The sequence below is a fragment of the Stenotrophomonas sp. Ste86 genome (assembly GCF_024519465.1).
GTDB lineage: Bacteria > Pseudomonadota > Gammaproteobacteria > Xanthomonadales > Xanthomonadaceae > Stenotrophomonas.
Window position 1 is genome coordinate 71,088 of sequence record NZ_JALJRW010000015.1, and the last position, 18,760, is coordinate 89,847.

An 18,760-nucleotide genomic window follows, 5' to 3' on the forward strand; every position below is an offset into this window, starting at 1 on the left:
AACCCACCCGTACCCGCCAAGCCAGCAACGGCACGCACTCGCCGCCGTTGCCGTTGCTGTTGCCGTTGCTGTTGCCGTTGCTTCTACGCTTTTTGCTTCTACGCCGCTCTCAACACCTCAACCCGCAAACCCGCCTTCGGCCAGGTAATCCAGTTCTTCCGGCGTCGGCATCCGCCCCAGCACCGCATTGCGGTGCGGGAAGCGACCGAACCGGCGGATGATGTCGCGGTGCAGCTCGGCGTACTGCAGGTATTCCTTGTCGCCCAGCACATCGAACATCGCCACCGAACGCTCCTGGTCCTGCGGGTCTTCCGAATGCTCGAACGGCAGATAGATGAAAGCGCGCAGCTTGGGCACCAACTGCAGGTCCAGCCCCTCTTCCACCGCGCGCATCGCGTAGTGCCGGGCCAGCCCATCGGTGGCGTAGGAATGGGCGGTATCGCGGAAACAGTTACGCGGAAACTGGTCGAGCAGGATCATCAGCGCCAGCGCGCCATCGGCACTGCCCAGCCAATGCTCGCGTGCACGACGGGCAGCGGCGAAGTGTTCCTCCAGGAACGCCTCGCGGAACCGCGCATCGAACGCGTCATCGCGCGTGAACCATTGCTGTGGGCCGGCATTGCGCCAGAACTCCACGACTTGTGCCGCCACGTCCATTTACTACCCCTGATGGCGGCGCGTCCCCAAGACGCCCGCCGGTGCGATATCCATCACTCGTCAAAGCGCAGGTGGCGGACCGACTTGCCGTTGCGCCGTATAAGCTTAAGCGCCTCGATACCGATCTGGATATGGTTTTCGACGAACTGCGAGCTGACCTTGGCATCGGACGCCTCGGTCTTGACCCCGTCGGGGATCATCGGCTGATCGGACACCAACAGCAATGCACCGATGGGAATGTGGTTGGCAAAGCCGGCTGCGAACAGGGTGGCCGTCTCCATATCGATGGCCATGCAGCGCATCAGCCGCAGCTTTTCCTTGAAGGCCTCATCATGCTCCCAGACCCGACGGTTGGTCGTGTAGACCGTGCCGGTCCAGTAATCGTGGCCCAGATCGCGGATGGTCGTGGACACCGCACGCTGCAGGGCGAAGGCCGGCAGCGCCGGCACTTCCGGCGGCAGGTAGTCGCTGGAAGTGCCCTCGCCGCGGATCGCGGCGATCGGCAGGACCAGGTCGCCCAGCTGGTTCTTGCGCTTGAGCCCACCGCATTTGCCCAGGAACAGCACCGCCTTGGGCATCACCGCCGACAGCAGGTCCATCACGATGGCCGCGTTGGGGCTGCCCATGCCGAAGTTGATCAGGGTAATGTCATCGCTGGTGACGCTGGCCATCGGCCGGTCCATGCCCTGCACCGGTGCGCCGGTAAGGTGCGAAAAGGTATGCAGATAGCCGGCAAAGTTGGTCAGCAGGATGTGCTGGCCGAACTGGTCCAAGGGCACGCCGGTGTAACGCGGCAGCCAGTTTTCAACGATTTCCTGCTTGTTCTTCATCCCGCGATGTCCGTCCGGCATTTGGTTCAGTGCGCCTATTCTGGGGATGGAGCAGCAACAAGCAAGCGAAAGGCTTTTCTTCCCAAGGTGGGGAGCGTCTGGTTCCAAGAGCCTTCGCGGACGGTGCACGGCGGTGCGCGTGCGCGTCATGCAGACCATGGAGCGTGGGGATCGCGTGGCGTGTCCGATCGGGTCTGTCGCGCGCGTCAGGGCCCCTTAGCGGCCGGTAGGCCCCTGGCGCAAATGTCCCCCGGCCGCGAGCGGCCTCCTCCTTTATTTTGCCCAGGCGCCTACCGGCCGCTAAGGGGCTCGGCTTGCGGTGCTCAGGCCGAAGCCAGGCGTTTTTAGCCTTGGTCGGTGGGTCGGGCGATGGGGCCCCCATGCCCTTGGAGGCGAAATAAAGGAGGAGGCCGCCCCGCGGCCGGGGGACATTCGCCGGAAAGGGTCTGGGGGCCCCATCGCCCGACCCACCGACGGCCGCGTCTGAAGAGTTTCAGAACGCGCTGCGTTTGCAACGTGGCGGGGAGACGGATAAGAAAAAGGCGGCCATTGGCCGCCTTTTTCCCGTTACCGGTTGTGCCCGATCAGAACTGCACGGACCAACGTGCGGTCACGCCGTGATCGCGCGACTCGCTGCCGAACTGGCCGTTGTAGCCCAGTTCCAGCTGGTTGCGCGGGCTCAGCCAGGCCGACAGGCCCAGCTCGGCGACCACGGCGTGGTCGGCGATGGCCGCACCGCTCACGGTGAAGCTGCTGCCACCGGCCAGGGCCAGATCGGCGACCTGGCTGCGGTCGCCCCAAGCGCGACGGTAGCCGACGCCACCGCGCACGTGCAGCCAGCTTTCCTGCTGCCAGGAGGCCTTCAGGCCACGGTCGAAGCGCACACCGGCAGTGCCGATGTTGCTACGGGTGTCGCCCACGTTGCCGTGCAACGCCGCGGCACCGCCCTGCTCGTTGATGCCGTCCACGTCCACCTCGACGCGGGCCACCTGCAGGTATGGCTCCAGGCCGGCTTCGGCGTCGCCGATGCGGTAGGCACCTTCGACGAAGAGCTGGCGGGTCTTGGCGTCGTAACGGGCCGTCAGCGTGTCCTGGTAACCGGCGAAGGCCAGTTCGCGCTTGCTGTCCACCTCGTGACGGCTGTAACCCAGGCCGGCGCGCAGGCCGAAACCGCCCCACTGATTGCCGACGTAGGCACCGAAGTGGGTGTTGTCGATTTCAGCGCGGGCACGACGGCCCTGGCCCTGCTTGCTGTCGGTACGACCGGTACCGATCAGCCCGCCCACCTGCCAGCCACCACCGAACTGGTGGTCCGCACCGACCAGCAACCCGTTGCTGTTGCTTTCGGTCCGGGCGGCGTTGGCATCGCCGTCAAGCTTGCCGCTGCCGCCGATGGCCTGCACCCACACACCGGTCACCGCTTCTTCGCTGGCGCCCGGTGCACGTGCACCGAGGCTGCGGCTGAGTGCGGCATCGCGCAGGTAACGGCTGCTTTCCACCAGCGCCATCGGCGCGGCGGCATGCAGTTCACCACTCAGGCCGTCCAGCGCCGCGCCGACCTGGGCCGGGAACAGCTGGGTCAGCGGCTTGGGCAGGCCCTGGTTCAGCGCCAGGCCGTCGGCGCTGCGTGCCACGGCGAGTTGGTTGGCGGTCACCGCGGCGCTGGCCAGCGCGTTGCCGCGGGCGACGTTGATCTGCACACCGTCCGTGCCGTAGCCGAGGTTGAACTGCAGGAACGGCGAGAACGAACTGAAGTCCACGGTCGCAAAGCGTCCGTTGACGCCGCCGTCGGCCTGCAGGAAGTTGAACTGCTCGCCGAGGTAGTAGGTGCCCGCTTCCGGCAGCGCCTTCAGGGTGCCGTCCAGGGTAGCGGTGCCGGTCACATGCAGCTGGTCGCTGCGGCTGCCCGGGGCCAGTTCGGCCAGGTATACGCCGGTGGCGGTCTGCACGTAATCGCCGTCGACGGTCAGCGTGCCGATCGAATTACCCGGCGCGATGATGCCTTCCACGCGGGTATCGCCCAGACGGCCGATGCCCTGCAGCGCGCCCTTGGCGCCGACGACGGTGGCACCGCCGGTCTGCACGCCATTGAAGGACACCACGCCGCCGCTGATGTTCAGGTCGGTGTTGTCCAGCACGCCGGTGGCGGTCACGCGGCTGCTGCCACCGATGCTGTTGAAGGTCATGTCGCGCAGGGTGCCGTTGAGCAGCAGCTGGCCGCCGGTGACATCCAGCGAAGCGGTCAGCGCGTTGACGCCGTTGAGCTCCAGGATGCCTTCACGCACGATCGCACCGTTGAAGCTGTTGTCACCGCTCAGGCGCAACCAGCCGATGCCGGACTTGGTCAGCTTGCCCGGGCCGCCGATGTCATTGGTCCAGTCGTCCCACGCATCGCCTTCCCACACCTTCAGGCCGCCGGCCTTCTGGTTCATCACCACGTTGGTGTCCACGCGCAGCTGACCGTAGCCTTCGATGGCCTTGGCCAGGTTCACCAGGCCCCAGCCGTAGACGTCGTCCACGCCGGCTGCACCGAGGTCGGTGGCGGTGGTCAGCAGCACATCGCGCACCTGCGCGTTGTCCAGGTACGGGAAGCGTTCGAACAGCAGGCCCAGCGCGCCGGTGACATGCGGGGCGGCCATGGAGGTGCCGCTCAGGTCTTCGTAGCCATAGGTCGGTGTCTGGCCGTTGATTTCGATGACCAGGTTGCCGTTGTCATCGTAGAAGTCGGCGTCGATCTGCGAGTCGGCACCGTAGACGGTGGAGGTGATGTTGGAACCCGGTGCCGCCAGGCACCAGTTGGCCGTCTGTCCGCACCGCATGGAACGGTTGCTCAGCTCGAGGTTTTCGTTGACGTTGACCACCGACAGCCAGTACGGCTCGATGTCGGCGACCGCGCGCGGCAGAGAGGCATACATGCCGGCGATCGGGGCTTCTTCCGGCGACGGGTTGACCGCGTCGGTGTTGCCGGCAGCCCACACCTGGATCAGTCCGCTGCTGCGCGAGCCGTCGGCCATTGCGGCCAGCTGGTTCTCAAACACCGGATGCGCCAGGTACATGTCCAGGTCGTCCAGGGTGTCCGGCTCGCTGCTCAGGCCCCAGCTGTGGTTGACCGCGCGTGCGCCCTGCGCGTTGAGCTGCGCATACAGCTGCGGGAACACCGAATCGGACGCGCCGATCGAGGCCACGGTCTGCGAGGATACATACGCGCCCTGCGGGGTGCGGACCACGCTCAGGTAGGCGGCGCTGTTGGCAAACAGGCGTGCCACGCTCAGGTCCGAGCCGAAGGCCACGCCATGCGTGCCCTTGCCGTCCCGGTTGGCCGCGATGGTGCCGGACACGTGGGTGCCGTGAATCTCGTAGCTCGCCCCTTCGTAGATGCCGTTGCGATTCAGCAGCGCCTCTTCGACCGGATCCAGGAAGTTGTAGGTCACCGCCACCTGATCGCCATCACTGACGAAACAGGCATCCGGGCCGTCCAGCACTTCACGGGCGCACAGGCTGCCATCGGGCAGCACATCGGCCAGATGGATGCTGCGATGGTCCTTGCCGGCGAACTCGTCATGCTGCAGGCCGGTGCCGCTGTCGAACACGCCCAGGCGGATGCCCTTGCCGGTCAGGCCGCGCGCATAGGCGGCGTCGGCGTTGATCGCGCCCAGGCCCCAGTCGGCGTCGAACTCGGTGCTGCGCCAGCTCTCGGCATTGCCGGGGGTGCCGTTGATCGGGCCGGGGGTCGGCTCGGCAGTGATGCGGACGCCGCCGACATTGGCGACATTGGCCGCCGGCAGGTCGAGGCTGAAAGCCGCCCGCTGCAGCGCGCGCTGCTGCTGGTAGGTGGTCAGGGAGTCGGCAGAGGAACTGGCCAGCGCGGGTACCGCGAGGGCGGCCAGCAGGGTGCCGGTGATGGCCGATGCCAGCAGGCTCGGCGAGGGACGGCGATGTGCGTTGGAGCGCGATACGTAGGTCATTTGAACTCTACTTCCTTGAAGTGATTCGGGCCGGGACATCGCAGGGATATCGGCAGCCGCACCAGAAAATGCATGCCATTCCATACGACATGCTGACTGATCCTAAGCGATTTTTTACAGAATTTTTACAATTTATGGGCATAAGCCGATGCGGCGGAAACGCCGCCGGTCAACCTCCGTGTTGGTCGTCCTGCGGGGCGACCCTGCAAGGTCCTTTGCACCATCGCAGGCGGAGGCCTTCGACGGTGCGACGCGTAGCACACAACCAGGCGTCATCCAGAATTCTGGACAAGATCACGCTAACCATTGACGTGGCAGATGGGTATCAGGAAAACCCCCACAGCGATTGGCTACGTCGGCGGATGCCCGATTCCACCTCCATGAGCTACGTCACTTGGCAATCCCGCTGGCAACCGCTAGCGTCGGCCGATCCGTCCATGCCGCATCGGGGAAACATGCGCACACGATTGACCGCCGGGGTGGCCCTGGCGCTGTTTTCACTTGCCGCGCCGTCGGCGCCGGCCGCCTCGCGATTCGTACAGGACCCCTATCCCAGCACCTACGCGCCGATCGCCTCGGCGCCGGTACTGATCCGCAATGCCACCGTGCTGACCGGTACGGGCGTGCGCCTGGAACAGGCCGACGTGCTGCTGCGCGATGGCCGCATCGCCGCCGTCGGCACGGCGCTGGCCGCACCGGCCGATGCGCGCGAAGTGGATGCGCGGGGCAAGTGGGTCACTCCCGGCATCATCGACGTGCATTCGCACCTGGGCGTGTACCCCAGCCCCGGGGTGAGTGCGCACAGCGATGGTAACGAGATGACCGCGCCGGTCACCGCCAACGTATGGGCCGAGCATTCGGTATGGCCCCAGGATCCGGGCTTCGCCGCAGCGCTCGCCGGCGGCGTGACCGCGATGCAGGTGCTGCCGGGCTCGGCCAACCTGGTCGGTGGCCGCGGCGTTACCCTGAAGAACGTGCCGGCCACCACCTACCAGGCCATGAAATTCCCCGGCGCGCCGTGGGGGTTGAAGATGGCCTGCGGCGAAAACCCCAAGCGCGTCTACGGCGGCGGCAAGGGCGTGGCGCCGTCAACGCGGATGGGCAACGTGGCCGGCTACCGCGCCGCCTTCATCGATGCCAGCGAGTATCTCGCCAAGAACACGCCGAAGAAGCCGCAGAAGAAGAAGCGGTGGTTCGGTGGCGAGGACAAGGGCGACAGTGCTGGCGATGCCGGTGGCAAGCGCGACCTCAAGCTGGACACCCTGGCCGGCGCGATCCAGGGCGACATCCGCGTGCACATCCACTGCTACCGCGCCGACGAGATGGCGACCATGCTGGATCTTTCCAAGGAATTCGGCTTCAAGATCGCCGCCTTCCACCATGCCGTGGAGGCCTACAAGCTGGCCGACCGGCTCGCCGCCGAGGGCGTGTGTGGTGCGCTGTGGGCCGATTGGTGGGGCTTCAAGATGGAGGCCTTCGACGGCATCCAGGACAACATCGCGCTGGTCGACCGCCCGGCCAACAGCTGTGCGATCGTGCATTCCGATTCGCCCGAAGGCATCCAGCGGCTCAACCAGGAAGCAGCCAAGGCGATCGCCAACGCGCGCCGCGCCGGTCTCACGATCGCGCCGGAGCGCGCGATGATGTGGCTGACGCTCAACGCGGCACGCTCCTTGGGCGTGGAGAAGCAGACGGGCAGCCTGGAGGCGGGCAAGATGGGCGATGTGGTGGTGTGGAACGGGAGTCCCTTCAGTTCCTACGCGCAGGCCGAACAGGTCTATATCGACGGACATCAGGTCTACGACCGCCACGATGCGCGGCGGCAGCCGCTGTCGGACTTCATGCTTGGCCAGGAGGTCCGGCCATGAGGCGCGCTTGGAGTAGTTCGGCGCGTTGCCGAGCGTGGCTCGGCACTACCTTGCTGGTCTTGGCCGCCCTGCCGGCGCAGGCGCAGGACCTGCTGGTGCGCAATGCCACGGTGCACACCGCCAGCGCGCGCGGCAGCCTGGAGCACGCCGACGTGCTGGTCCAGGGCGGCATCATCCGCGCGGTCGGCGCAGGTCTGTCGGCACCGGCTGGCACCGTGGTGGTCGAAGCCGCGGGCAAGCCGCTGACCCCGGCGTTGTTCGGTGGCATCACCGACATCGGCATCGAGGAAGTGTCCGGCGAGTCGGCCACGGTGGACAGCACGCTGAAGCTGGACGACCAGCCATTGCGGCCGGAATTCGATGTGAGCCTGGCCTATAACCCCGACTCGGTGCTGATCCCGGTGGCCCGACTGGACGGGATCGGGTTCACCGCGTTGGGGGCCAACAGCGGCGGTGGTTTCATCGCCGGCCAGGGCGGCGTGGTGCGGTTGGATGGCAGCACCGATCCGATAGGGCCGCTGGCGTTGTACCTCCGTCTGGGTGCGTCGGGCGCCGAGTTGACCGGCAGCTCGCGCGCGGCGCAATGGATGCTGCTCGAACAGATGGTCAGCGAAGCGCGCGGCCGCGTGCCTGCCGATTCGCCGCACGCATTGCTGACCCCTGCCGGCCGCGCCACGCTGGCCCGCTACCTCGGCGGCCACGGGCGGCTGGTAGTGCAGGTCGACCGCGCCGCCGACATCCGCCAGCTGCTGCGCTGGGCGGCCCGCGAAAACGTGAAGATCGCCATCGCCGGGGGTGCCGAAGCGTGGCGGGTGGCACCGCAGTTGGCGCAGGCCAACGTACCGGTGTTCGTTGACGCGCTGGGCAACCTGCCGGCCAGCTTCGACCAGATCGGTGCCACTCTGGAGAACGCCGCGCGCCTGCGTGCCGCTGGCGTGCAGGTCAGCTTCGCCCAGCGCGAGGATGCCTCGCACAACGCCCGCAAGATGCGCCAGCTGGCCGGCAATGCGGTGGCCAATGGCCTGCCCTGGCAGGACGGCCTGGCCGGGCTGACCCGGGTGCCGGCACAGGTGCTGGGCGTGGGCGAGCGGATCGGCACGATCGAGGTCGGCAAGCTGGCCGACCTGGTGCTGTGGGAAGGCGACCCGCTGGACGTGGGCCACTACGCCGAGCAGGTGTGGCTGGGCGGCCGGCCGATGCCGATGCGCTCGCGGCAGACCGAACTGCGCGATCGCTACCTGGCCCCGGCTTCGGCCGAACCACGCGCATACTCGCGCTGAGCCGCCTTCCGCGGCGGGACCGCCCCCCGCCGCATCCACCTGCAAGGAATTCCCGATGGCGCTGCGCTGGTACTTTGATTTCGTCTCGCCGTTCGCCTACCTGCACTGGCAGCAGCTCAAGCAGCTGCCGCAGTTCGAGCGGATCACGCCGGTGCCGATCGCCTTCGGTGCCGTGCTGCACCACCTGGGCAACCTGGGCCCGGCCGAGATCCCGGCCAAGCGCCGCTTCACCTACCGGCAAGTGCTGTGGCAGGCGCAGCAGCAGGGGGTGACATTGCGCTTCCCGCCCAGGCACCCGTTCAATCCCCTGGCCGCGCTGCGGCTGTGCCTGGCCGCCGAAGCCAGCCACCAGGCCGTGGACATCCTGTTCAACTGGATCTGGCGCGATGGCCACGCCGCCGATACCCCCGCCGCGCTGGCCCTGCCGGGCGCGATGCTGGACGTGGCCAACGTGGCCGCAGCGGTATCGGCGCCGTCGGTGAAGGAGCAGCTGCGGCAGAACACCGAGGCGGCGATCAGCGCCGGGGTGTTCGGGGTACCGACCCTGGCCATCGATGGCGAACTGTTCTGGGGCAACGAGGCGCACGGCCTGATGCAGGCCGTACTGGCCGACCCGACCATGCTGCAGCGCGGCGAATGGGCACGGATCGATAACCTGCCGGTGGCGGTGGAGCGCAGCCGACCGGCAAGCTGACTGGCCGCTCAGGCAGCGTCGACGATTTTGAGATAGCTTTCACACTTCCGAACTTACAACCGGCCTTGAGGGGGGCTCAGGATGCGCATCGGAATCGTCGTCGACTCTGCCTGCGATTTGCCGCAGGACTTCATCGAACAACACAACATCGTGCTGCTGCCGATCACGGTGCGGATCGGCGAAGCGGTGCTCGCCGACCATCGCGACGAGCAGGCCACGCTCAGCTTCCTGCATGCCCACGTGGCCGAACACGGCGCCGAAGCGGAGACCATTCCGTTCAGCGTCACCCAGATCCGCGACCTGTTCCTGGGCAAGCTGGTGATCGATTACGACCATGTGTTCTGCATGACGATCACCAAGACCCGCAGCCCCATCCATGACAACGCGATGCAGGCCAGCTTCGCGATCCTCAACGACTACAAGCCGGTGCGCCAGGCAGCTGGCTTCAATACGCCGTTTGCCCTGCGCGTGCTCGATACCCAGAACCTGTTCGCCGCGCAGGGCGTGACCGCGGTGGAAGCGGTGCGCCTGCGCGCCAGTGGCGTGAGCGTGCAGCAGATCCGCGAACGGCTGGAAATGCTGGCGCAGAACGTGCACGGCTACATGGTCACGCGCGACCTGTACTACATGCGCGCCCGCGCCCGGCACAAGGGCGACCGCAGCGTTGGCCTGCTCAGCGCGGCGCTGGGCAGCGCGCTGGACATCAAGCCGGTACTGCATGGCTACCGCGGGCAGACCGGGCCGGTGGCCAAGATCAAGGGCTTCGACAACGCGGTGCAGAAGCTGTTCGATTTCGTCGGGCAGCGGGTCAAGGCCGGGCTGCTGACGCCCACCGTATGCGTCAGCTACGGCGGCGAGCTGGCCGACCTGCAGGCCCTGCCCGGCTACGCCACGCTGCAGCAGACCTGCCAGGCGCACGGGGTGGAGCTGTTCGAGTCGGTGATGAGCCTGACCGGCATGGTCAACGTCGGCAAGGGCGCGGTCACCATTGGATTTGCCGACGAACCGCATACCTTCAGCGGCTGAGCCGCCGATCTGCACGCCGATTGCACTTCGGCTCTGCCAGCCTTGCCGCATTCACTGGAGGTAACCATGTCAACGCAGTACCACATCAGCCTGCCGGACCCGTCCAAGGCCCGCGGCAACGATCCAGACCTTTCCTTCCGCTCGCAGGGCGCCGCCGGCTTCGCCGAGGAGCTGCAGGATGCCCTGCGCAGCACTGTCCTGTTCGACAAGTGGCGTGCCAAGCAGCCCGACCCGGACGCGGTCGAAGCGCAGTGGGGGGCCGCCGATCCGTCGGCCACCGTCACCGGCTCGCAGGACGACCTGCGCATCAACCTGGTGGCCACCACCCGCATCGACAGCGATGTGTTCAAGCAGCGCCTGCGCATGCTGGCCGGGCATCACTGGGAACTGCGCGACGTGCGTTGAAGCGCGATGCGATGGTAACGTGCCGACCGCATGTTGCCCTCGCCGCTCTCCAGAGCGGGCTGCGCATGCCGCCCGACACTGGAACCGGGCCGCCATCATGGCGGCCTTTACGCATGGAATGCCACGTGGACCCGAAACTCCGCAATCTCATCGACCGCACCGACCTTGACGCGTTGCTGTCGCCGCCGCAGGCGCCGTTTCGCGACGTGGTGGATCCGGTGCGCGTGCCCGCGCCGCGCCCTGGCCCGACTGCATCGGCGCCTCCGGCGGTGCCGGCCGACGACGTCGTGTACCTCGTTCCCAACCGCGGCGTGCGCCGCGTCATCCTGATCGCCGCCGGCGGTCCGATCATGCTGATCGGCATGATGCTGCTGGAGGTCATCTGGAGCGCCCTGCCCGAGGGCGGCACCGTGCTCCGGGCGGCGCTGACGGTGATTCCGGTGCTGATGATCGGCTACCTGCCCTACCGACTGCTGGGCCGGCGGGGTTCACCCCGACGGCCGGTCGACAGCGGATCAGGGATGCGCGGCCCCGGCGCCTGACGTCCCCGTCGTTGCGACCGCTTCGCCACCCTGCCAGCCCCCCAACGCCCGGTACAGCTCCACCCGCGGCATTGCCGCACTGGCCCTCGCGGGTGGCCAGCGCTGCCTGGTTGTCCAGGGCGATGCGCTGGGGGATCGCTGCGCTGCTGCTCGCTGGCGTAAGCATCGATCGCAGCGTCCACTGTCACCGCCGGGCGCCACGCCGCGGCGACCGGCTCATCGCGGCGTCGCGACGGCGACGGATGACACGCCAACGTCCGCCTCCACCACCCGGTTGCGGCCATGCCGCTTGGCCTCGTACAACGCGGCATCGGTGGCTGCCAACAGGCCACTGGGATCGGACGAAGCGATCTGCGCGACATGCGCCACGCCGATGCTGACGGTCACACCGATCAGGTTGACCGCACCGGGCGAGGCCAGACGCACCCGTTCCACCGCCTGGCGCATGGTCTCGGCCAGCGCCAGCGCACCCTCGCGCGTCGTCGCGGGAACCACCACCGCGAATTCCTCGCCGCCATAGCGCGCCACCACGTCCGACCCGCGCGTGGCACAGCCGGCCAGCGTGGTAGCGACCTCGCGCAGGCACACATCGCCCAGCGGATGGCCGAAGCGGTCGTTGAACTGTTTGAAGTGATCGATGTCCACCATCAGCAAGGCCATGCCCTGCCCGCTGCGGCGCGCGCGGCCCCATTCGGCCTGCAGCACGTGGTCGAACTGGCGGCGGTTGGCCACCCCGGTCAATGCGTCCACCCGCGACAGAACGTCCAGCTGGTCCTGGCGCTCCATCGCACGTACCTGCAACACCACCCCGCGCAGGCCCGACCCCAGCGTGGCCAGCGCGAAGCCGACCACGGCCAGGTGCGGGTGCTTGTCCACCATCAATCCCGACACCACCAGCAGCGCGGCCGGCAGGATCAACGGGCTGCCAGCGCGCACCGCCAATGCCAGGCGGCGCGGTGTGGTGTCCTCCGCCTCGGCGCCGCCGCGCAGTGCCAGTACCGCAAGCAGCAGGAACGGCAGGTCGATCAGCACATCGGTCACCCCGCCGTAGCTTGCCTCGGTGGCGAAGTGGTTGATGTAGGCGGCCATCCCCAGATAGAGCCAGGCGAACAGGCTCAACGCACGGAAGAACACCCGGCGCGAGCCGTCTTCGCTGGCGAGGTAGCGCACCAGCGCGAACACCGCGATGAACAGGTTCTCGATGTCGAACATCACCCGCAGGCTGTTTATCCCCTGCGCCGGGGCATCGCTCACCGTGGCGAAGGAAAAGGTGTGCACGAAGAACAGGTAGCCCAGCAGCAGCGCCAACGCGCCGTCGATAAGGATCAGGTACCAAGGCTCATGCCGCGGGTGCGCCATCGCAAATGTCAGCGGCACCCCGTACAACACGTAGAGCAGCATGCTGGCGCCCGGCGTCGCATCGGGATTGCCGCGTCCGATTTCCTGGTACATGTTCAACGCCATGCCGCCGGCCCACAGCAGCATGCCCACCGCAAGCGCCAGCCAGCCCACGCGCGCCTGGCTCAGCCGCATGCGCCACAGGCAGGCAAGCGCGGCCAGCAGCGGCGCACCGATCAGGAACGAAAATGACAACGCCTGTGCATGGCCCGGCAGCAATGCCAGGGCCAATCCGTGGCACAGCAGGTACAACGCCGCCCACCATGCTGCTGCCATGCAACCCCCTGTCCGGAGTGACGTGCGCCCACGATAGCGCGAATGCCCTGCGGCGCCGATCAAACGAGGCAAGGCGCTTCACAGGCCGTGCACGCTGCCAGGGACCGCGTCGCACTCAGCTGCCCGTCAGCGTTTTCACGGCACACGTGCACATCGCTCCGGCAAGGTAAATCCATACCCCCTACCGGACGTTCTCGATGATCCTGCGCCCGCGCGCCACCGCCCCGCTTCTCGCCTTCGCCCTGGCCTGCGCAGCACCGGCCTGGGCGCAAACGCCGGCTGCGCTGCCGGCGCCCATTGCCGAAAACGCCACCGCCGGGAACAGCGCGCCGGCCACCGGTGTGCGCTCTGACCTGCACGCACAAGTGCTGCTGGACCGTGCGCACTTCTCGCCGGGCGAAATCGATGGCCTGCCCGGCTCGAACCAGAAGCGTGCGGTGGCCGGTTTCCAGGCCGCCCGCGGCCTCAAGGTTACCGGTGAACTCGACGATGCCACCTGGCAGGCGCTGCAGCCGGACAGCACGCCCGTGCTGGCCCGTTACACCCTGACCGCCGAGGACGTGGCCGGCCCGTTCCAGCCGATCCCGAAGAAGCCGGCCGAGCAGGCCAAGCTCAAGGCGCTGGGCTTCACCACGGTGCAGGAGTCGCTGGGCGAACGCTTCCATGCCTCGCCCGAGCTGCTGCGCACGCTCAACCCCGGCGTGGACCTGGCCAAGGCCGGCAGCGAGATCCAGGTACCCAACATCGCCCCGGCGGCGCTGCCCAAGGCGGCCAAGCTGGTGATCGACAAGTCCGATTCCACGCTGCGCCTGTATGACGCACAGGGCAAGGTGTACGCGCAGTTCCCGGTGTCCTCGGGCAGCAAGCACGATCCGCTGCCGATCGGGACCTGGAAGATCCTGGGCATCTCGCGCGAGCCGACCTTCCACTACAACCCCAAGCTGTTCTGGGATGCCAGCAAAAAGGAGAGCAAGGCACTACTGCCGGCCGGCCCGAACAACCCGGTCGGCCGGGTCTGGATCGATATCTCCAAGCCGCACTACGGCCTGCACGGCACGCCCGAGCCGGGCCATGTGGGCAAGACCGAATCGCACGGCTGCGTGCGCATGACCAACTGGGATGCCCTGCAGGTGGCCGATGCGGTGGACGCCTCGGTGCCTGTGGTGATGCAGGAGTGATGCGATGACACTGCCCAAACTGCTCGCACTGGGACTGGTGATCGGCGTGGCGGGCTGGTGGTGGCTGGGGCCGCGCGCGGAACAGGCGCCCGCCGCCGCGGTCGCATCGCCAGCGGTGCTGGCGACGCCGGGACGCGCCGTTCCGGCGGCCGTCGCCAGCACCGCGACCGCCGCGGCGACGGCGGCTCCCGCTGCGACGCCGGGCACTGCGGCCGCGGCCGCGGCCTCTGACGCCGTAGCGGCGCCTGCTCCGGCCGATGGCACCGGCCTGCTGCTGCCGGTCCAGGGCATCACCGCCGCCCAACTGCAGGACACCTTCACCGACGCGCGCAGCGAGGGCCGCGTCCACGATGCGATCGACATCCTGGCCCCGGCTGGCACGCCCGTGCTGGCCGTGGCCGATGGCACCGTGGAGAAGCTGTTCGACAGCGCGCGTGGCGGGCTGACCCTGTACCAGTTCGAGCCCGGTGGCCGTTATTGCTACTACTACGCCCACCTGCAGCGCTACGCCGATGGCCTGGCCGAGAAGCAGCAGGTCAAGCGCGGTCAGGTGATCGGCTATGTCGGCAGCACCGGCAATGCCAGCCCGGAGGCGCCGCACCTGCACTTCGAGATCCATGCGCTGGGTCCGGAAAAGCAGTGGTGGAAGGGCGAATCGCTCAACCCGTACCCGGTTCTGCGAGGGGAACAGGGGCTGCCGTGAGCCCCCTTGGCGTCCGGGCTGAACGGCTGGCACGGAGCGCCGATGGCCGGGCCGCCCCGAAGATGCGAAAATCCCTCCCCCTTTCCGGCGGGCGCATTGGCGCCGGCCACAATCCCGAGATTCCGTGAAGACCCCCCAAGGCCTGCAGGCGCTGATCGACGACGGCGTGATCGATGAAGTGCTGCGCCCGCTCAAGAGCGGCAAGGAAGCAGCGGTGTACGTGGTACGCAGCGGCGACGATGTGCGCTGCGCCAAGGTCTACAAAGACATGGCCCAGCGCAGCTTCCAGCAGCGCGTGCAGTACCAGGAAGGCCGCAAGGTGCGTGGCAGCCGCGAGGCGCGTGCGGTTGGCAAGGCCAGCAAATACGGACGCAAGCAGCAGGAAACCGCCTGGAAGAACACCGAGGTGGACGCGCTGTACCAGCTGCGCGACGCCGGCGTGCGTGTGCCTGAGCCGCACGGCTACTACCACGGCGTGCTGGTGATGGAACTGGTCACCGACGCGGACGGTTTCTCCGCCGCCCGGCTGGGCGAAGTGGAGCTGGAGCCGGACCAGGCGCGCGAGTTCCACCAGACCCTGGTCCGCCAGGTGGTGCGCATGCTGTGCTGCGGCCTGATCCACGGCGATCTGTCGCCGTACAACGTGCTGGTGGGCCCGGACGGCCCGGTGGTGATCGACTTCCCGCAGGTGGTCAGCGCCGGCGGCAACAACGCCGCGCGCAGCATGCTGCTGCGTGACGTCAACAACCTCACCGCCTACCTGGGCCGGTTCGCGCCGGAGCTGCTGGACAGCTGGTACGGCGAAGAGATGTGGGCGTTGTTCGAAGCCGGTGACCTGCTGCCCGACAGCCCGCTCACCGGCACCTTCGTGCATGACGAAACCACCATCGACCTGGACAGCGTGCGCCACGCGATCAACGATGCGCGCGAAGAAGCGCTGATCCGCCAGCAGGGTCGCGAGGCCGCGGAAGAAGACGAGGATTGAAGCGGCGGTAGAGCCACCCCATGGGTGGCTGCTCTCCGTTTCGGCACCGTGTGCAGCCGACCAACGGTCGGCTCTACCGTTCCGGCACCGCGTGCAGCCGACCAACGGTCGGCTCTACCGTTTCGGCATCGCGTGCAGCCGACCAACGGTCGGCTCTACGATGAGGCGTGCAGCGCGTTGGCGAGGGGTGCCGATCAGGCGTACAGCGCCTTGGCGTGGTGGGCGATGTGCTCGCCGATGAAGCTGCTGATGAAGTAGTAGCTGTGGTCGTAGCCCGGCTGCAGGCGCAACTGCAGCGGATGGCCGGCAGCGGTGCAGGCGGCCTGCAACCATTGCGGTTGCAGTTGCGTGTCGAGGAATTCATCGCCGCCGCCCTGGTCGACCAGCAACGGCAGGCGCTCTTCGGCACGGGCGACCAGTTCGCTGGCATCCCAGGCCGACCAGGTGCTGCGGTCCTCGCCGAGGTAGGCGGCGAAGGCCTTCTGGCCCCACGGCACGCGGGTCGGCGCGACGATCGGTGAGAACGCCGACACGCTGCGGTAGCGGCCGGGATTCTTCAGCGCGATCACCAGCGCGCCATGGCCCCCCATCGAATGCCCGCTGATGCTGCGCGCATCGGTCGCCGGCAGATGCGCCTCGATCAGCGCCGGCAACTCGTCCACCACGTAGTCGTACATGCGGTAGTGCGCCGCCCACGGTTGCTCGCTGGCGTTGAGATAGAAGCCGGCGCCCTTGCCCAGGTCGTAGCCGTCGGCATCGGCGACGTCATCCCCGCGCGGACTGGTGTCCGGCGCCACCAGGATCACCCCGTGTTCGGCGGCATAGCGCTGCGCACCGGCCTTGGTGATGAAGTTCTGCTCGGTGCAGGTCAGCCCGCTCAGCCAGTACAGCACCGGCAGCTTCTGCGTGGCGGCCTGTGGCGGCAGATAGACGGCGACGTTCATCTCGCAGCCGAGCACCTGCGAGCGGTGCTGGTACACGTCCTGCCAGCCGCCGGAGGCGGCGCGATGTTCGATGCGTTCCATGGTCTCTCCGTGAGCCGGGCGCGTGTCAGCGCGATGTCCCGGCGTTGATGTCATTGTCCAGCTCGGCCAGCAGCCGCAGCAGTGTTCCGGTCTGCGGCACGCCATCAAGGTTGCGCATGGCGGCCACGGCCACCTGGCTGCGTGGTGGCCATTGGCCACTGCGTTTTGCCTCATGCAGGCGTGGCAGGAACACCTGCGTCAGCCACTGCTCGAACGGCATCTCCTCGCCACCAAACGCCGAGGTGACCGCCGCCGGCTCACCCACCTCGCCGTGCAGCCAGCCAAGCTCGCGCAGGGCCTGCTCGATGCGGTCCACCAGCGCATCCCGCACCGTTACTGCCGGTGCCGTGCGTCGTTTCCAGAAGCCGGTCAGGCCCATGCCGCCGGCTCAGTAATGCACCACCGAGCGGATCGACTTCCCCTCGTGCATCAGCTCGAAGGCATCGTTGATCTGCTCCAGGTCCATGGTGTGGGTGACGAACGGCGCCAGTTCGATCTCGCCCTTCATCGCATCTTCGACCATGCCCGGCAGCTGGCTGCGGCCCTTGACGCCGCCGAAGGCGGTGCCCTTCCACGAACGGCCCGTGACCAGCTGGAACGGACGGGTGGAGATCTCCTGGCCCGAGCCGGCCACGCCGATGATCACCGACTGGCCCCAGCCACGGTGCGCGCATTCCAGCGCGGCACGCATCACGTTGACGTTGCCGATGCACTCGAAGGTGTGGTCCACGCCCCAGGTGGTCATCTCCACGATGACCTGCTGGATCGGCGTGTCGAAGTCCTTCGGGTTGACGCAGTCGGTGGCACCGAACTGCCTGGCCAGGTCGAACTTGGACGGGTTGGTGTCGATGGCGAAGATGCGCCCGGCCTTGGCCTGACGCGCGCCCTGGATCACCGCCAGGCCGATGCCGCCCAGCCCGAACACGGCCACCGAATCACCTTCCTGCACCTTGGCGGTGTTGTGCACCGCGCCGATGCCGGTGGTGACGCCGCAGCCGAGCAGGCACACGTGCTCCGGGTTCGCTTCGGGGTTGATCTTGGCCAGCGAGACTTCGGCCACCACCGTGTACTCGCTGAAGGTCGAGCAGCCCATGTAGTGATAGATCGGCTCGCCGTTGTAGCTGAAGCGGGTGGTGCCATCGGGCATCACGCCCTTGCCCTGGGTGGCGCGCACGGCCACGCACAGGTTGGTCTTGCCCGAGGTACAGAACAGGCATTCACCGCACTCGGCGGTGTACAGCGGAATGACGTGGTCGCCCGGCGCCACGCTGGTGACGCCCTCGCCCACTTCCACCACGATGCCCGCGCCTTCATGGCCCAGCACCGCCGGGAACAGGCCTTCCGGATCATCGCCGGACAGGGTGAACGCATCGGTGTGGCAGACACCGGTGTGGGTGATCTTGACCAGCACCTCGCCCTTCTTCGGCGGGGCGACATCGATCTCGACGATCTTCAACGGCTGGCCGGGACCAAACGCAACAGCGGCACGGGATTTCATCGGCAACACTCCAGAGTAGTAGACAAGACAGAACAGCGCGCGGTCGCCCGCACGCTCATTTCAGGTAGGAACGGATCAGCGCGCTCATGTCGCGCACGCGCTCGGCGCGCTGCGCATCGGACTGCGCCGGCTGGCCGAATTCTTCGCGCAGGTGGGCTTCCATCACTTCGGACATCAGCCCGTTGACCGCGCCGCGGATCGCGGCGATCTGCTGCAGCACCGGCGCGCACTCGGCCCCGCCCTCCAGCGCCCGGTCGAGCGCATCGCACTGACCGCGGATGCGGCGCACGCGGGCCAGGACCTTCTTCTTTTCTTCAGGGGAATGCGGCATGGACAGCGCGGCCATAGAACTATACTGGGGGATAGTATACATGCGGCCTGGCCCGCACCCAAATGACGGGCTCTCGCCGCGCCCCCCGCCAAGGCGCAG

Annotated in this window: 17 protein-coding genes; 9 read left to right on the forward strand and 8 right to left on the reverse strand. The window is 67.6% G+C overall.

All coding sequences use genetic code 11. The annotated features are described in order from the left end of the window. Window positions 1-117: 117 nt before the first annotated feature. The 3 genes from NR101_RS13885 to NR101_RS13895 form a co-directional block, all read right to left on the reverse strand. Window positions 118-657 carry a DUF924 family protein gene (locus NR101_RS13885; RefSeq protein WP_256777317.1) on the reverse strand — a complete coding sequence of 180 codons (540 nt, stop codon included), beginning with the start codon at window positions 655-657 and terminating at the stop codon, window positions 118-120. Window positions 658-710: 53 nt separating this feature from the next. Continuing rightward, on the reverse strand, window positions 711-1,487 hold the full coding sequence (locus NR101_RS13890; protein ID WP_256777318.1) for an AMP nucleosidase: 777 nt from the start codon (window positions 1,485-1,487) through the stop codon (window positions 711-713). A 584-nt stretch (window positions 1,488-2,071) separates the two neighbouring features. After that, window positions 2,072-5,452, reverse strand: coding sequence for an autotransporter serine protease (locus NR101_RS13895; protein ID WP_256777319.1), 3,381 nt, complete (start codon window positions 5,450-5,452; stop codon window positions 2,072-2,074). 455 nt (window positions 5,453-5,907) lie between these two features. Here NR101_RS13895 and NR101_RS13900 point away from each other — a divergent pair, with 455 nt between their 5' ends. The 6 genes from NR101_RS13900 to NR101_RS13925 all read left to right on the forward strand — a co-directional run bounded on the left by NR101_RS13900 (window position 5,908) and on the right by NR101_RS13925 (window position 11,267). After that, window positions 5,908-7,320 carry an amidohydrolase gene (locus NR101_RS13900; protein ID WP_256777320.1) on the forward strand — a complete coding sequence of 471 codons (1,413 nt, stop codon included), beginning with the start codon at window positions 5,908-5,910 and terminating at the stop codon, window positions 7,318-7,320. Beyond that, window positions 7,317-8,600, forward strand: coding sequence for an amidohydrolase family protein (locus tag NR101_RS13905; RefSeq protein ID WP_256777321.1), 1,284 nt, complete (start codon window positions 7,317-7,319; stop codon window positions 8,598-8,600). Before NR101_RS13900 ends, NR101_RS13905 begins: the two co-directional genes overlap by 4 nt. Before the next feature lie 55 nt (window positions 8,601-8,655). Then, on the forward strand, window positions 8,656-9,294 hold the full coding sequence (locus NR101_RS13910) for a DsbA family protein (RefSeq protein ID WP_256777322.1): 639 nt from the start codon (window positions 8,656-8,658) through the stop codon (window positions 9,292-9,294). Window positions 9,295-9,375: 81 nt separating this feature from the next. Further along, window positions 9,376-10,320 (forward strand): DegV family protein, encoded by a 945-nt coding sequence (locus NR101_RS13915; RefSeq protein WP_256777323.1) that lies wholly within the window; start codon window positions 9,376-9,378, stop codon window positions 10,318-10,320. Between the two features lie 66 nt (window positions 10,321-10,386). Further along, the gene (locus NR101_RS13920) at window positions 10,387-10,725 is read left to right on the forward strand and encodes a hypothetical protein (protein ID WP_256777324.1); all 339 of its coding nucleotides are present in this window, start codon (window positions 10,387-10,389) and stop codon (window positions 10,723-10,725) included. A 125-nt stretch (window positions 10,726-10,850) separates the two neighbouring features. Continuing rightward, complete coding sequence (locus NR101_RS13925) at window positions 10,851-11,267, forward strand: hypothetical protein (RefSeq protein ID WP_256777325.1); 417 nt, start codon at window positions 10,851-10,853, stop codon at window positions 11,265-11,267. A 216-nt stretch (window positions 11,268-11,483) separates the two neighbouring features. Here NR101_RS13925 and NR101_RS13930 read toward each other — a convergent pair whose 3' ends face one another. Beyond that, entirely contained in the window at window positions 11,484-12,941 is a 1,458-nt protein-coding gene (locus tag NR101_RS13930; RefSeq protein ID WP_256777745.1) for a GGDEF domain-containing protein, read from the reverse strand. 197 nt (window positions 12,942-13,138) lie between these two features. On the opposite strand from NR101_RS13930, the gene NR101_RS13935 reads away from it, so the two are divergent. The 3 genes from NR101_RS13935 to NR101_RS13945 all read left to right on the forward strand — a co-directional run bounded on the left by NR101_RS13935 (window position 13,139) and on the right by NR101_RS13945 (window position 15,807). After that, the gene (locus NR101_RS13935) at window positions 13,139-14,119 is read left to right on the forward strand and encodes a L,D-transpeptidase (RefSeq protein ID WP_256777327.1); all 981 of its coding nucleotides are present in this window, start codon (window positions 13,139-13,141) and stop codon (window positions 14,117-14,119) included. Between the two features lie 4 nt (window positions 14,120-14,123). Then, on the forward strand, window positions 14,124-14,822 hold the full coding sequence (locus tag NR101_RS13940) for a M23 family metallopeptidase (RefSeq protein WP_256777328.1): 699 nt from the start codon (window positions 14,124-14,126) through the stop codon (window positions 14,820-14,822). Window positions 14,823-14,946: 124 nt separating this feature from the next. After that, window positions 14,947-15,807 carry a PA4780 family RIO1-like protein kinase gene (locus NR101_RS13945; protein ID WP_256777329.1) on the forward strand — a complete coding sequence of 287 codons (861 nt, stop codon included), beginning with the start codon at window positions 14,947-14,949 and terminating at the stop codon, window positions 15,805-15,807. Window positions 15,808-16,001: 194 nt separating this feature from the next. Here NR101_RS13945 and fghA read toward each other — a convergent pair whose 3' ends face one another. The 4 genes from fghA to frmR are packed head-to-tail and all read right to left on the reverse strand — an operon-like array spanning window position 16,002 to window position 18,661. Further along, window positions 16,002-16,832 (reverse strand): S-formylglutathione hydrolase, encoded by an 831-nt coding sequence (gene fghA, locus NR101_RS13950; protein ID WP_256777330.1) that lies wholly within the window; start codon window positions 16,830-16,832, stop codon window positions 16,002-16,004. A gap of 25 nt (window positions 16,833-16,857) precedes the next feature. Beyond that, a complete protein-coding gene (locus NR101_RS13955) occupies window positions 16,858-17,211 on the reverse strand; it encodes a YqcC family protein (RefSeq protein WP_256777331.1) in 354 nt (117 codons plus the stop codon). A 9-nt stretch (window positions 17,212-17,220) separates the two neighbouring features. Beyond that, a complete protein-coding gene (locus NR101_RS13960) occupies window positions 17,221-18,330 on the reverse strand; it encodes an S-(hydroxymethyl)glutathione dehydrogenase/class III alcohol dehydrogenase (RefSeq protein ID WP_256777332.1) in 1,110 nt (369 codons plus the stop codon). Window positions 18,331-18,385: 55 nt separating this feature from the next. Further along, the gene (frmR, locus tag NR101_RS13965) at window positions 18,386-18,661 is read right to left on the reverse strand and encodes a formaldehyde-responsive transcriptional repressor FrmR (protein WP_256777333.1); all 276 of its coding nucleotides are present in this window, start codon (window positions 18,659-18,661) and stop codon (window positions 18,386-18,388) included. Window positions 18,662-18,760: the final 99 nt, after the last annotated feature.

Coding starts and splice junctions, on each gene's coding strand:
- NR101_RS13940 (WP_256777328.1), top strand. CDS start 14,124: ATGACACTGCCCAAACTGCTCGCACTGGGACTGGTGATCGGCGTGGCG.
- NR101_RS13915 (WP_256777323.1), top strand. CDS start 9,376: ATGCGCATCGGAATCGTCGTCGACTCTGCCTGCGATTTGCCGCAGGAC.
- NR101_RS13890 (WP_256777318.1), bottom strand. CDS start 1,487: ATGAAGAACAAGCAGGAAATCGTTGAAAACTGGCTGCCGCGTTACACC.
- NR101_RS13905 (WP_256777321.1), top strand. CDS start 7,317: ATGAGGCGCGCTTGGAGTAGTTCGGCGCGTTGCCGAGCGTGGCTCGGC.
- frmR (WP_256777333.1), bottom strand. CDS start 18,661: ATGCCGCATTCCCCTGAAGAAAAGAAGAAGGTCCTGGCCCGCGTGCGC.
- NR101_RS13920 (WP_256777324.1), top strand. CDS start 10,387: ATGTCAACGCAGTACCACATCAGCCTGCCGGACCCGTCCAAGGCCCGC.
- NR101_RS13885 (WP_256777317.1), bottom strand. CDS start 657: ATGGACGTGGCGGCACAAGTCGTGGAGTTCTGGCGCAATGCCGGCCCA.
- NR101_RS13895 (WP_256777319.1), bottom strand. CDS start 5,452: ATGACCTACGTATCGCGCTCCAACGCACATCGCCGTCCCTCGCCGAGC.
- NR101_RS13930 (WP_256777745.1), bottom strand. CDS start 12,941: ATGGCAGCAGCATGGTGGGCGGCGTTGTACCTGCTGTGCCACGGATTG.
- NR101_RS13955 (WP_256777331.1), bottom strand. CDS start 17,211: ATGGGCCTGACCGGCTTCTGGAAACGACGCACGGCACCGGCAGTAACG.
- NR101_RS13900 (WP_256777320.1), top strand. CDS start 5,908: ATGCGCACACGATTGACCGCCGGGGTGGCCCTGGCGCTGTTTTCACTT.
- NR101_RS13935 (WP_256777327.1), top strand. CDS start 13,139: ATGATCCTGCGCCCGCGCGCCACCGCCCCGCTTCTCGCCTTCGCCCTG.
- NR101_RS13960 (WP_256777332.1), bottom strand. CDS start 18,330: ATGAAATCCCGTGCCGCTGTTGCGTTTGGTCCCGGCCAGCCGTTGAAG.
- fghA (WP_256777330.1), bottom strand. CDS start 16,832: ATGGAACGCATCGAACATCGCGCCGCCTCCGGCGGCTGGCAGGACGTG.
- NR101_RS13910 (WP_256777322.1), top strand. CDS start 8,656: ATGGCGCTGCGCTGGTACTTTGATTTCGTCTCGCCGTTCGCCTACCTG.